Below are 13,245 nucleotides of genomic sequence, written 5' to 3'. Positions count from 1 at the left end.
TTAATAAAACTTTTGTACTTTTGCATAAGTATAAATTTAAATAATTGAAATATATGTATATACACATTGGAGAGCAAATAAAACAAAGAGCAAAAGAATTAAGGATGGGTCCCACAGAACTCAGTAGCCTTGTTAATACTACCAAACAGAACATTTACGGAATTTATAAACGTAAAAGCATCGATTCTGACTTGCTTTTACGATTTTCTATTATTCTGGATTTCGATTTCTTTCAATTATACTCACAACTCCGCAACAACGTGAAAAACGATGTGAAAATTGAAAGTGCATTTAATGAAAGTATGCCAAAAGTTAGCAGCCAGCATGACATCCTTAAGAATGAATTAGACTCAATTAGAAAAGAAAACGAGATGAAAGATAAAATGATAAAACTACTTGAAGACAAAATTAATAAACATGAGCACAACCTGAAGAAAGAAGAGAAATATCTTAATATACTTAAGAGCAGAAGTTAACCTCAAACCATTTCCGATAAAGGCAATTCATATTCTTCAGTCATTTTAATATTCATTTCTTCAAGATTTCGCAAAACAGGATTGTATATATCAGGAATTATAGGGATATGCACTCCTTTAACTTTTATTTTATTTTCCAAAATCATTTTAACAGCAATGGCAGCAGGAAGAGCTACAGTACGGGCAATTGCGGTGTCGGTTGCTAAGGTTCCGAAATCAAGCATTGATGATTTTATAACTTCTTTTTTTCCATCAGGATAACTTGCAAGGAATGTATGCTGCATAACAACCATATCTTTTTCTTCCTTACCTAAAGCCATTTTTTCGAGCATTAAATCTGATGTTATTTCAAAAGGGGACGTTTTTGTGTATGGCATTTTTTTGTTTTTAAACAAGTCAAGCCATTCAAGTGCTTTTATCGAGATTGAATTTACATCAACATTAAGAAAACCGGCAGTGTCCTGTTTTATATTATCTGATGATTTTTTCCCGAGCATCATAGCAATAAAATCAGAATAAGTTTTACCGGTAAAATCTTTTTCATTGTATGAAATCAAATTTAATTGCTTCATTTTATCAATAATTTCGCACCAGCCGATATACCTAAATGTTCCCCTCATCATGGTTTTGGTTTCTTTTATTCCATATAAATCTATATAAGGTAAAGAATCCCTGTTGGGATAAACTTGTAATTCACCCACATTTTTAAAATTAACATTAATAGGATTTTTAAAAAGAGCTTTTGTATCAACCTGAATTATTTTTCCATTTTTTAGATATTTTCCATCATTATTTCCTGCCATTACCACACCTTTGGGGCTCCATGAAAATTTATATTTAAACGGATTATTCGCTGCTTCGGGAGCTGGAAGTGCTCCGCAGAATGAATAAAATTCTTCAATTTTTCCACCTTTTGTATGAACATGGTCTATTATTTTCATTGCCGACATGTGGTCAATGCCCGGATCCAAGCCGATTTCGTTGAGAATTATAATATTTGCCTTTTTTGCATCGCTGTTTAATGCCTGCATTTCGGGCTTTATATAAGAAGTAGTTACCATGTTTTTTTTGTGCTTAATGCAAATTTTTGCCACCATCACATGATGAGTATATGGTAAAAGACTCACAGTCAAATCGTGCTCTGCAATAAGTTTATCAAGAGTATCAATAGCATCAACTGTCCATGATATTGCGGTTCCGTTTTTATGTCCTGCAATAATTTCATCGGCTTTTGATTTTGTGCGTGAAGCAACCGTAACTTTAAAATTATTTTTAAGCAGGTATGTAACTATTGGTTTTACAACCATTCCTGCACCGAGTATTAAAACTTTTTTTTTGCTCATAATTTTTAAAATTAGATATTATATAAGTTGTTTTATTACGGAAATAAAATTATTATTTTAAACATATTTAGAATGTTTTATACTAAAATTTTTAATGTTAACTTAATAAATATTATTAGTTACTTAATAAAATTCTCAATATATTTATAATTGTTTGTTAATTTTCCTTTGTGAAGTATTAAAGCTTTTTTAATTGAAGCAGGTAAATTTATTTTGCCGAACGTTTTGCTGAAGTCAGCTTCTGCAAGTGGTTTTACATAATTACACAAAACATGGCTGAACCACATCGACGAATCTCTTGGCAATTCACTCGGTAATATATCAACAGCCATAACTAATATACCGGTACCTTTATGTCCCATCTCAATTTCATTTGTTTTGGGATTATAAACAAACAATGGAGTATCAATAGATGTTGCTTTAACAGTTAATTCTATTGAACCTTCTATATCGCATGTAATATCTCCGATTACCATGAGTTTCGAAATGCCTTCATTAAAATATTTTCCGGCAATATTTTTGGTAATAATGCGTGGAAATTTCGGGTCCCAATACATTCCATTTATCAATACCGAAATGTGAGGTAAATATTTTTCAAAGGCATTGTGATATTTATAAGGATTTTTATAATAATCGGACAAATCGAAATTACTGCAATCTTCTTTATGCCGTGAAATGTGTTCTTCCTTGAAGGTTGTTTTATAAATAATATTTTCGTTTTTACTTTTCGCTTTAAGGTTTTCAAGTTCTTCGGGCAGAATTTCTTTAACGGGCAATAAATCGCAAATTTCTTTTGCTCCGTTGGAAACATTTCCGTATCCTGTTATTCCAATTACAAATGGCTTTAATTCGCTTGGAATTCCATCTTTTAAAATTTCATGTCCTACTTCCGATATTTCCTTTTTTGCTTCTTCAAGTGAAAAGTACTTATGTGCTTGTTTTATTTTCAGAAAAGGTGTTTTGTAACCCAGATGTTCAAGCCGCAACCCTAATGCCCACAAAGAGTTTATCATTCCCGCCAGTCCTGCATATTTACCGAAAAATATCAATCTCTTCCCTTGCTCATCGGTTATTTTTTCGTAATCAATTAGATTACATTTCAGCTCCATCATTTTTTTCAGCATCGGCATATTATGAGGTTGCCCTTTTATTATGTGAGAAAAAAACATATAAGTTTTATCTTTATATAAAGAATCTAATGGAACTTCCTTTATTCCTATAATAACATCACATTCTTTCAAGTCGGTCTTAACAAAAGCTCCGGCATCAATAAATTCCTTATCACTAAAAATTCTTTTTTCAGAGGATTGAACGATAAATTTCAAACCCGATTCGTTAATTATTTTCTTTACACATGCAGGTGTTAATGGCGAGCGTGTTTCGGCTGCATATTTATCTTCATTTCTGATACCAATATATTTCATTTATTTTACTTTTATAATATTTCAATTAAATCAATTTGATATAATTGGTTTTGCAAACGTATGAAAAAAATAATTTTTTTTATGGAGTTTTTATATTTAATTTTAATAGTTTTGAAAAAATAAATATTTATGCAATGAACTTTGAATTTTTTATTGCCAAAAGAATAATTTCTGCAAAAGAATCAAAAAGCATATCTTCTTCGATTGTAAAAATTGCAATTGCAAGTATTGTTTTGGGATTGGCAATAATGATAGTGTCTGTAGCTATAATTGACGGATTTAAAAAAGCAATACGCGAAAAAGTTTCCGGTTTCAGTTCTCATATTCTAATAAGCAATTTCGATTCGAATGAATCATTGGAATCAAAACCTATTAGCAAATCTCCTGCATTATACTCAACAATAAAAAAAATAAAAGGTGTAAAACATATTCAGGCATTCGCTGTAAAAGGCGGACTGATAAAAACTGATGACGACATTCACGGAGTTATTGTTAAAGGCATTGACAGTAATTATGATTTGAGCTTTTTTAAAAGTAAGATTTCTGATGGCTATGTTTTTACGGTAAATGATAGCTGCAAAACCGACAAAATAATTGTTTCAAGATATATAGCATCGAAACTAAAATTAAAAGTCAATCAAAAAATTAAAATTTATTTCATACAAGACCAGTTCAGAGTATATCCCTTTACCATCAGCGGAATTTATGAAACAGGTCTCGAAGAATTCGATAAAGATTATGTGTTTGCCGATATTGCATATATTCAAAAATTAAATAACTGGAATAAAAATCAGGTCGGAGGAATCGAAGTTCTTGCCGACGATTTTAATGACATCGGAAAAATAAGTGATGAAATTTATTACAGCACCAGCTATAACTTGTCGGTAAAAACTATAAAAGAACTGTATCCACAAATATTTGACTGGCTTGAGCTACAGAATGTAAATGTTACAATCATAATTATTCTTATGATTTCAGTGGCTGTTATAAATATGATTTCGGCATTGCTCATTCTCATTATGGAAAGAAACAGTATGATTGGTGTTCTAAAGTCACTTGGATTAAGGAACCGTAGTTTGCGAAATGTATTTTTGTACAATGCCTTTTATATTATTCTTAAAGGATTAGCTTTTGGTAATATCTTTGGAATACTGATTTGTCTTATTCAACAAAAATTTGCAATAATAACTCTTCCTCAGGAATCGTATTACATTTCATCAGTTCCGATATCTCTTAATTTTGTTCCGATATTACTTCTAAATATCGGAACTATTCTTGTTTGCATGATAGCATTAATATTACCGACTTATGTTGTAAAATATATTTCGCCCATAAAAGTTCTGAGATTTAATTAGAGTTTATCCGGAATGTCCGATTTCTGCGTTACTCTCGTTTTACAAATCAGTCATTTACTTTAGGAAACTCCTGATTTTCAAAACTTCGAAATCCTCGAACTCGGACATTCTAAACCAAACTCTCGACTTTATGGACAGAATAATTAAAATTCTTTTTTGGTAATTATTAAATAAAGAATTACTTTTGCATTCTCAAAACAAAAATGGTTCGGTAGTTCAGCTGGTTAGAATACGTGCCTGTCACGCACGGGGTCGCGGGTTCGAGTCCCGTCCGGACCGCAAAATTGGAGAAAGCAAAATCGAAAATTGTTTTCTCCTTTTTTATTTATTGGGGCTTTTATATTTTTTGACTTGCAGAAATTTTGTTTGTAGCGAATGCTCATTTGCACGGCAAAACGGCGAGCCTGCGGGCTACAGAACCAATATAAATAACAACATAACATTAAGTTTGCTTCTATGTATTTTACTTACGTTACCCCCTGATTTTTATTAGGAGTCCAATAAAATTTATTAGTTGACCTACAAAATTTTGGTTAAAAAAAACACTAATTATTCTGTTGTTTATTCCTTTCCTATATTTTAGTTTTGCTCCTGAAGTATTTCAAAAAAGTCAAAACAATAAATTTCGGATATGTATTCTTACGAATTCTAAAAATATCCCAACGAATTCTCAGAAAACTTCAGCGAATTCTAAAATGCACTTGACATCAATACTTTATTGCTATATGTTTGTTGGCGGAAATAAAAAAAAAATTAAAAATCGAAAAAAATATGAGTTGGAAAAAAATCGAGAAAATTGACCAAATGATAAGATATAAAGTAACTGGTCGCTCAAAAGAAATTGCTGACAAATTAAATGTATCAGAAAGAAGTGTTTTCTATTTATTGAAAAAAATGAAAGAAAAAGGTGCTAAAATATACTTTGATAAGCAATTAAACAGTTATAGATACAAAGAAAATTTAAAATTCGTTTTTGGTTTTAAAAAAGATTCGTAAAATTATTTAAACATTTCAAAATTTTTTGTTAATAAAAAAATTACTGCAAATAATTTGCAGTTTGATAGATATTTGTCGCCATGATTTCATTTTCAAATAATTCCCGCTTTGTTTAAATCGTATGTGTTACAGAAAAATAAATAATAATAAAAAGTAATAACAATTAAATATTCTTGTATTTAAATGCATTTTTATTGGCTGAAAATTATTTTTTTTTAATAATTTTTTTATTTTATAATTGCAATCTTGAAATAAAATTGAAATACAAAAAATCAGAACTCAACTAATAAAAAATAAATTATGAGAAAAATAATTTTAACAATCTGCATCGTATTGTTTGCAGTATTCACAATAAAAGCAGGAGGAAATGAACCAAACCCGCAAAACGATTCCACTTTCGCTCAATTAACTTTTCAAACCACAATACATGATTACGGACAAGTAGTAAAAACCGAATCAAATAACGCTCCTGCCGGCGATTATACTTTTACTTTTACAAATACAGGAACAAAACCATTAACCATTGACTCAATAAAAACAAGCCCCGACTATGTGACAGTAACATGGACAAATACACCAGTATCACCCAACAGCACAGGCACAATAACCGTTAATTACAACACTACGGCACTTGGCATAATTAACAAACAAATAGACATTTTTTCGAATGCAATAAATTCACCCGTAGTATTAACAATTGTTGGAAATGTTACTGATTAGATTAGTTAATAGTCATTAAAAAAATGATATATATATATTATGAAATATCCATGCAAAAAAAAATGCACAAACCGTAAATGATTAAATGAGCAGCGCAACTTTCAACAAAGTAATGCATGGATATTCACGAACAGGTTGTGCGGATGGTTTTTGTGGGAGTGAGTAACTAAAAAAGTTAATTAACCAAAGCAGCAAATTAACAGCAGAAATTTCAATTATTTACAAAATTTAAACACATGAAAATATCATTAAAAAATTTCAAGCAAACAATTTTCTGTTTATCTGCTTTTACGCTCATGTTTTTTTACATGAATACAACAACATTAGCAGCAACAAGAACAGCATCAGTAACAGGCAACTGGAGTTCGACAACTACATGGGGCGGCTCATCAGTTCCAACATCCTCCGATGACGTTGTTATAAACAGCGGAATTACCGTTACAGTTGATGCAAATGCAGAATGTAACACCATAACGATAAATGCGAATAGTTCATCTTCGACAAATGGACTTACCATCAGCGGCTCAAATACACTAACAGTTACCGGTGCTGTCAGCATGACTGCACCTTCCATGTTAAAATCATCTCTGCTCGCAGTAAATGCAGGAACACTGGACGCAGGAAGTATCACAATACATGGAGGGACTTCCACCACCAGCTCACTAACAGTTTCTACAGGAACTATTAATTGCACAGGCGATGTTTCTTTTAGCGGCTCATCAGGATTAAACCTTACATTCACAGGAGCAGGAACAATAAACATAGGAGGAAACCTTGGCTCCGGTGCAACCTTCACAGGAGCAACAGGAACAGTGAATTTTAACGGCTCAGGCACACAAACAATTGCCGGATACACATTCAATAACCTCACAATATCAGGCACAGGCGGTATTTCAGCCGCAGGAAACTTAACGGTAAACGGAACTTTATCAGTTTCATCAGGCAGCACACTTAATTTAACTTCCAGCTATACACTATCAGGAACATTATCAACAATAACAAACAACGGAACAATAAAAACATCATACACAGGATACTCAACCCCAATACCATCAGGCAAAACATGGAGCGGTACAATGGAATACGCCGCCACTAACGGCTCGCAAACAATAGTGGCAGGAACATACAATGACTTGCAACTCGATAACACCAGCGGAACCAATACCGCAGGCGGTAACCTGACCGTAAACGGCACACTAACGATACCCTCAGGCGGCACATTGAGCATGAGCAGCTCCGGATTTTTTAAACTACTTGGCACCTTAACAACAATAAACAACAACGGCACAATTATAACATACTCACACAGCGATGCAACACCAATACCCGCAGGCAAAACATGGAGCGGAACAATAAACTATGGCTATTCCTTTGGCGGACAAACAATAGTTTCAGGAACATACAATAACTTAACTATGGCTACCGGCACTTCAAATACTGCCGGAGGCGACATAACAGTTAACGGCACCCTGACATTCTACTCACTTAACTTAAGCACATATAAACTTGACGGTAATTTAACAACAGTAACATTCGGCGGTACAATAAAAACATACAGCACGCAAAACCCTCCCTTTCCAGCAGGAATCGACTGGTCAGCAAACAGTGGAACAGTTGAATTTGCTGTAAGCACAGGAGGACAATACATTCCAGCCGGCACATATTTTAACTTACAGCTTGATAACACAAGCAATGCAAATACAGCAGTCGGTAACCTTACAGTGGACTACAGAGTAACAACCCAGACAAACGGAACATTAGACATGAGCACATATACACTTGGAGGTAATTTAACAAGTTCTGCAAACAACGGAACAATAAAAACCTCCAACACCAGCACAACACCAATCCCAACAAACAAAACATGGAGCGGCACAATAGAATACGCATCCGAAACAGGTGGACAAACAGTTGTTTATGGCACATATAACAACCTAAAAACAGACAATACAAGCGGAACCAATACAGCAGCAAACACCATTATGGTAAGCAGCACACTAACTACAGCTACCGGAGGAACACTTGATATGGGCACCTATGCGATTTCAGGCAGCTTTTCCACATACCATCATAATGGAATACTAAAAACCTCAAATACATCTTCAACACCATTCCCTTCCGGAAAAAACTGGACTACCGGCGGCTATACCGGAACATTTGAATTTGCAATACTTTCAGGAGGACAAACAATTCCTGCAGGAACATATTATAACTTACAACTCGATAATACGAGCGGAATAAATACTGCTGGTGGCATTTTAACAGTAAATGGCGATTTAACAACAACAGCCGGAGGTACTTTGAGCATGAACAGTTCAGGATATTATAAATTACTTGGTACACTATCAACAATAAATAATAACGGAACAATAATAACATACGCATTTAACGACGCAACACCAATACCCACAGGCAAAACTTGGGGCGGCACAATAAACTATGGTTTTACCAGCGAAATCACGAAACAAACAGTAGTTGCCGGAACATACAACAATTTAACAACGAGTGGAGGCGGCACAAATACTGCAGGAGGCAATATAACAGTAAACGGTACTTTTACCAATGGAGCAAGCGAAAATTTTGAAACCGGCAACTACACTATAAACTGCAAAGGAGATGTTTCAAACAGCGGACTTTGCTATGACTTGGGATGCGGAACAGGAAAAATATTAATTAACGGAACTTCAAATCAGAATATAAACGGAGGACAATTTGAACGCCTCGAATTGGATAACACTGCGGGAGCAACTCTAACAAACTCAATAACAATAAAGGGCTCGGGCACAGGTTGCAATTCAACATTAATAATGACTAACGGAAATCTTAACCTTAACGGAAATCACATAACATTAGAAACAACTTACGGAGCAATAAGCGGAGAAACCAACGACAGAAGAATATATGATGCAACTGATGACGGCTATATTACTTTCACAAAAACACTTTCGGCAAATACTACTTACGATAATATTGCCGGTATGGGAATTAAAATTATAACAGATGGAACAGCACCCGGCTCAACGGTAATAAAGAGAGGTTCTAAAGCACAAACAATCGGAAGCAACTCTTCAATAAAAAGATATTTTGATGTAACGCCAACAACCGACCAAGGACTTAATGCCACGCTACGCTTATCCTACTTCGAAAACGAACTTAACGGATTGCAGGAAGCCGGCTTTAGTTTTTACCGCTCAACAAACACAGGAAGTACATGGTCCACAGAAACTCCCACTTCTGTTGATTATACAAATAATTATGTAGAAAAAACAGCAGTAAACTCTTTGTCGCGATGGACAATAGGAAGTGCCTGTACAAATAACTTATCTGTAAATCCGGCAACAACAGCAATATGCAATGGAACATCTGTAGAATTAACAGCAAGCGGAGCGAGCACATACACATGGAGCAATGCGGCAACGAGTAGTTCAATAACAGTAAATCCGACAGTTACAACAACATATTTTGTTTCGGGAACGGATGGAAATGGATGTACAAATATAGCAAGTGCGACAGTAACAGTAAATTCTTTGCCAAACGTAACAGCAACCGGAGCGACAATATGTACTGGAGCTTCAGCAAACATAACAGCAAGCGGAGCTGAAACATATACATGGAGTAATTCCGAAACAGGAAACTCAATAACAGTAAATCCGACAATAACTTCAACATATACTGTTACCGGAACAAATGGAAGCGGTTGTATTAACACTGCACAGGCGATTGTAATAGTTAATGCATTGCCAAATGTAACAGCAAGCGGAGCGACAATATGCACCGGAAGCACAGCAACAATAACAGCAAGCGGAGCTGATGCATATACATGGAGCAATACGGAAACCGGAAGTTCTATAACGGTGAGTCCAACAGTAACTACAACATATTATGTTACCGGAATTGATGGAAGTGGATGTATGGGTACTGCAAGTGCAACAGTTATAGTATGCACCGATTTTTATGGCACTTATACTATTGGAGGAACAAATGCTGATTATCCGAGCATAACTTCTGCAATAAACGATATGTCTAATAATAAAAGATTAACAAATGCTGTAATATTTAAAATAAGAAATGGCACTTACAATGAAATTATAGAATTGGGAGATAATAAAATTATTACAAAATTGAACGATGATATTCCTGTAATTTTCATGGCAGATAGCACAGATAGTATTAAAGTTGAAATAAAATCTTCTGATAAAAATGTTTATATTAAAAATAAAAGCAACATATATTTCATAGGATTAAATTTTATATCTGAAATATCAAATATAAATGCCATTCAAATTATTAATTCCGAAAAAATTCTTTTTTCCAACTGCGAAATAAACGACACAATAAATGGAGATACGGCTATTATTGTAAACGGTTCTAAGTACATTGAGTTTGAAAATATTCGTGTTTTAAATTATAAGAACGGTATTAGTGCATATAATAATGAGGATGGTTTCGTTATAAATAATAGTATTATTAATGTAAAACAAACACCTATCAATGTGAGGTCAAGTGAAAATGTTTGCATAAAATCAAACACTATTAAAAATTCCGAAAATTATGATGCAGTGAAAATAAATGATAATAAAAAATCACTTATTCTAAATAACAATAATATTGTTTCAAAAAATAATTGTTATAATATAGAAAAGGGAAAAGGAATATTATTTCTTATGAATAACTCTCTCGAATCTGATTTAGGTGACGGAATTAACATAAATACGAGTAGCCCGGATACAATATTTATTGTAGACAATACAATAAAATCAATAAATGCAAAAGCAATTAACGTTTCGGATACTTTAATAGATTCTTTATCATCAAAGCTGTTAACAATTGGACATAATAAATTAAATTTTGTTAAAGAAGGAATATTTTTAAACTCCCTTAAAGGAACAAAATTACTTATAATTGATAACGAGATAGATACTCCGGAGGTTGGCATATTAATACAAAATATAAATAGTCAAAATTCAAATTATGAGAAAATAATAGGTAATCTCATTGTTGCTTCAAATAATGCACTAAAATTAAATAATGTAAATTCAAATACTACTATTCGTTCAAATACATTTATTGCAAATACTGGAATCAATAATTCAACAGTTATACTTAATGGCAGTAATAATAAATTAACATTTTATGCTAATAATATTGTTAACAAGAATGCTCAATATGTTATTAATTTTGAAAACGACATTCCTTCTAATTTCAATCGTTCTTTCAATAACTGGTATAGTTATACTTCCTCACAAATTACTAATAATTCGGGGTTTCAGGTGGAGAGTGATGGTTTTAATACTGACCCGAAATTTCAGGGAAATAATGACTTTTCTCTTTCTCAACAAAGTTTACTTTTAGATACAGTTCCGGGCATTGATTCTTTAATTCTTTTTGATTTAAAAGGGAATGAAAGAAAAGTAAAATATGATGTTGGTGCAATTGAATCTCCCGCATCAATTATGTCAAAACTACAAGTTTCGTTTGTGTTAGAAAAAGGAATTGCATTTTATCCATCTGATCCAAACTCCACATATAAAGAATTTGTTATTAATGGATTACAAAACTTTGCTAATGTCGTGCTGAAAATTTATGATAATAAACAATTGTTAGTGTATGAATCAGCATCAAAAAACACATACTGGAATGGGGTAAGCATGCATACAGGAAATATTGTTGATGAAGGATATTATTTTTATGATTTAACATTAGATAACAAAAACTTAAGAGGAATTATTTATGTCAAGTGAGAAAAAAAATAAAACTTTAATAATTATCTCCATTGTAAATGGAGTAATTGCAATAGCTGCAATCTCAATTGCAATATATTTATATATTACTACCCCACGAATTGGATTTATACATAACAGCAGAATTTTAACCGAATACAATGGGGTAAAAGCCGGTAAAAAAGTATATCAGGACAAAGTAAATACATATAAAGCAAATCTTGATTCTTTGCAAATGCAGGTTAATAAAATGATACAAATATATAAGGAAGATGAAAAAAAGTTGAATCCAAAAGAAAAAAAGGAAAGACAGGAGCAAATTAAACAAAGACAAATGGACTTTATGAATTTCCGTAATGGTGCAGAAAAAATGATAAAAGAAGAAGATGATAAGATTTCTTCTGCCATTCTTAAACAGGTTAATACATATATTTATGAATATGCTAAGAAAAAGCATTACGATTTTGTTTTTGGTTCAACAACAGATGGAAGTTTATTTTATGGAAGTGATAAATTTGATATTACCGAAGAAGTACTAAAAGAGTTAAACAATAAATATGAAGGTAAATAAAAATAACATACCCTTTTTTGTTTTAATTATAATGATTATTGGATTTTTTATAAGTTGCCAATCCGATAAAGGCAAACTTATTGATAATCCTGCAACTCTTAAACAATATTGCAATAATTCTGATAATGGCTTGATAAAGAAGAAAGATATAGAAAATATCTCAATAATTGTTAAATATCGTCCAACCGATTTTATGGTTGCCAATGAATTGCGTAATAAAAAAGTTACAAACAAAGTTGTAGATTCATTGCGGAAAATATATAGTACAAGTTATTATTTTATTCTTGAAATTATGTATAATACTAAAAATAGTGCTATTGAAGGTCCTTTATATGGTAATTCAATATCATATCAGGAATATGCTAAAAAAGTATCTGAATTATCATTTGATTTTCAAAATAAAGTTTATCTGGTTTCAGGGAAAGACACTGTAAAACCGGTTTTACACAGCTTTGAAAGAGGTTACGAATTGGAAAACAAAGAAACTATTTTGCTCTGTTTTCAGGGAGATATAAAAAATGATAGCGTGAAATTTTGTTATTACGATGATTTATTCGGCACAGGCATGAACCAGTTCCAATTTGTTTTAGATAAAGAAAAATTACCAAAATTGAATAATATAAATTAAAATAATTTATTA

At 32.5% G+C, this 13,245-nt stretch carries 9 protein-coding genes and 1 tRNA gene; 8 read left to right on the top strand and 2 right to left on the bottom strand.

The annotated features are described in order from the left end of the window. Nucleotides 1–53 precede the first annotated feature (53 nt). Nucleotides 54–476: a hypothetical protein gene (locus WC223_09025; GenBank protein MFA6924380.1), complete on the top strand. Its 423-nt coding sequence runs from the start codon at nt 54–56 to the stop codon at nt 474–476. 2 nt (nt 477–478) lie between these two features. Here the strand turns inward: WC223_09025 and WC223_09020 are convergent, their stop codons facing one another. After that, complete coding sequence (locus WC223_09020; GenBank protein MFA6924379.1) at nt 479–1,819, bottom strand: saccharopine dehydrogenase C-terminal domain-containing protein; 1,341 nt, start codon at nt 1,817–1,819, stop codon at nt 479–481. 119 nt (nt 1,820–1,938) lie between these two features. Continuing rightward, entirely contained in the window at nt 1,939–3,243 is a 1,305-nt protein-coding gene (locus WC223_09015) for a bifunctional lysine ketoglutarate reductase /saccharopine dehydrogenase family protein (protein ID MFA6924378.1), read from the bottom strand. Between the two features lie 134 nt (nt 3,244–3,377). Between WC223_09015 and WC223_09010 the strand changes: the two genes are divergently transcribed. The 7 genes from WC223_09010 to WC223_08980 all read left to right on the top strand — a co-directional run bounded on the left by WC223_09010 (nt 3,378) and on the right by WC223_08980 (nt 13,233). After that, a complete protein-coding gene (locus tag WC223_09010) occupies nt 3,378–4,598 on the top strand; it encodes an ABC transporter permease (GenBank protein MFA6924377.1) in 1,221 nt (406 codons plus the stop codon). Between the two features lie 205 nt (nt 4,599–4,803). After that, nucleotides 4,804–4,877: transfer RNA gene (locus WC223_09005), tRNA-Asp, on the top strand. Nucleotides 4,878–5,369: 492 nt separating this feature from the next. Next, complete coding sequence (locus WC223_09000) at nt 5,370–5,594, top strand: HTH domain-containing protein (GenBank protein ID MFA6924376.1); 225 nt, start codon at nt 5,370–5,372, stop codon at nt 5,592–5,594. Between the two features lie 300 nt (nt 5,595–5,894). Further along, nucleotides 5,895–6,314: a DUF1573 domain-containing protein gene (locus tag WC223_08995; GenBank protein ID MFA6924375.1), complete on the top strand. Its 420-nt coding sequence runs from the start codon at nt 5,895–5,897 to the stop codon at nt 6,312–6,314. 236 nt (nt 6,315–6,550) lie between these two features. Beyond that, on the top strand, nt 6,551–12,055 hold the full coding sequence (locus WC223_08990; protein MFA6924374.1) for a gliding motility-associated C-terminal domain-containing protein: 5,505 nt from the start codon (nt 6,551–6,553) through the stop codon (nt 12,053–12,055). Continuing rightward, nucleotides 12,045–12,605 carry an OmpH family outer membrane protein gene (locus tag WC223_08985; GenBank protein ID MFA6924373.1) on the top strand — a complete coding sequence of 187 codons (561 nt, stop codon included), beginning with the start codon at nt 12,045–12,047 and terminating at the stop codon, nt 12,603–12,605. Before WC223_08990 ends, WC223_08985 begins: the two co-directional genes overlap by 11 nt. After that, nucleotides 12,592–13,233 carry a hypothetical protein gene (locus WC223_08980; protein MFA6924372.1) on the top strand — a complete coding sequence of 214 codons (642 nt, stop codon included), beginning with the start codon at nt 12,592–12,594 and terminating at the stop codon, nt 13,231–13,233. Before WC223_08985 ends, WC223_08980 begins: the two co-directional genes overlap by 14 nt. Nucleotides 13,234–13,245 lie beyond the last annotated feature (12 nt).

It is taken from the genome of Bacteroidales bacterium (assembly GCA_041671145.1).
Classification (GTDB): Bacteria; Bacteroidota; Bacteroidia; order Bacteroidales; family JAHJDW01; genus JAQUPB01.
This window is presented reverse-complemented; position numbering and strand designations above follow the sequence as displayed.

Coding starts and splice junctions, on each gene's coding strand:
- WC223_09025 (MFA6924380.1), top strand. CDS start 54: ATGTATATACACATTGGAGAGCAAATAAAACAAAGAGCAAAAGAATTA.
- WC223_09020 (MFA6924379.1), bottom strand. CDS start 1,819: ATGAGCAAAAAAAAAGTTTTAATACTCGGTGCAGGAATGGTTGTAAAA.
- WC223_09015 (MFA6924378.1), bottom strand. CDS start 3,243: ATGAAATATATTGGTATCAGAAATGAAGATAAATATGCAGCCGAAACA.
- WC223_09010 (MFA6924377.1), top strand. CDS start 3,378: ATGAACTTTGAATTTTTTATTGCCAAAAGAATAATTTCTGCAAAAGAA.
- WC223_09000 (MFA6924376.1), top strand. CDS start 5,370: ATGAGTTGGAAAAAAATCGAGAAAATTGACCAAATGATAAGATATAAA.
- WC223_08995 (MFA6924375.1), top strand. CDS start 5,895: ATGAGAAAAATAATTTTAACAATCTGCATCGTATTGTTTGCAGTATTC.
- WC223_08990 (MFA6924374.1), top strand. CDS start 6,551: ATGAAAATATCATTAAAAAATTTCAAGCAAACAATTTTCTGTTTATCT.
- WC223_08985 (MFA6924373.1), top strand. CDS start 12,045: ATGTCAAGTGAGAAAAAAAATAAAACTTTAATAATTATCTCCATTGTA.
- WC223_08980 (MFA6924372.1), top strand. CDS start 12,592: ATGAAGGTAAATAAAAATAACATACCCTTTTTTGTTTTAATTATAATG.